Origin of the sequence: Paraburkholderia sp. SIMBA_053 (genome assembly GCF_046534895.1) — a bacterium.
GTDB lineage: Bacteria > Pseudomonadota > Gammaproteobacteria > Burkholderiales > Burkholderiaceae > Paraburkholderia > Paraburkholderia caledonica.
Genome location: NZ_JAWRXU010000140.1, coordinates 1 through 426, shown reverse-complemented (window position 1 = coordinate 426; position 426 = coordinate 1). Strand labels below are relative to the sequence as shown.

1 protein-coding gene is annotated in these 426 nt (G+C 65.3%); it reads left to right on the top strand.

Annotated elements, in window-relative coordinates; translation table 11 throughout:
- A partial coding sequence (locus SB753_RS34960) for a molybdopterin cofactor-binding domain-containing protein (protein ID WP_410804614.1) occupies positions 1 to 426 on the top strand: 426 nt, incomplete at both ends.

Below are 426 nucleotides of genomic sequence, written 5' to 3'. Positions count from 1 at the left end.
ATGCGATGCTCGATCCCGTGACGTCGATCGAACAGGCCGCGAGCAACGAAGGCCCCGCGCTGCACGAGCGCGTAGGCAGCAACGTCATCAGCGACCGGCACTTCCGCTACGGCGAGCCCGAAGCGGCCTTCGAACGCGCGCCGCATCGCGTGAAGCTGGTCGCGCATTATCCGCGCAATACCTGTGCGCCGATCGAGTGCGGCGTAGTCATCGCCGAGTACCTTTCCGGCGATGAAGGCTACGACGTCACGTCGAATTTCATGGGACCGTTCTCGCTGCACGCCGTCATGGCGATGGCGTTGAACGTGCCCGCCAATCGTCTGCGTCATAAGGCACCGCGCGATTCCGGCGGCAGCTTCGGCGTGAAGCAGGCCGTGTTTCCGTACGTGGTGCTGATGTGCCTCGCGTCGCGCAAGGCGGGCGCGC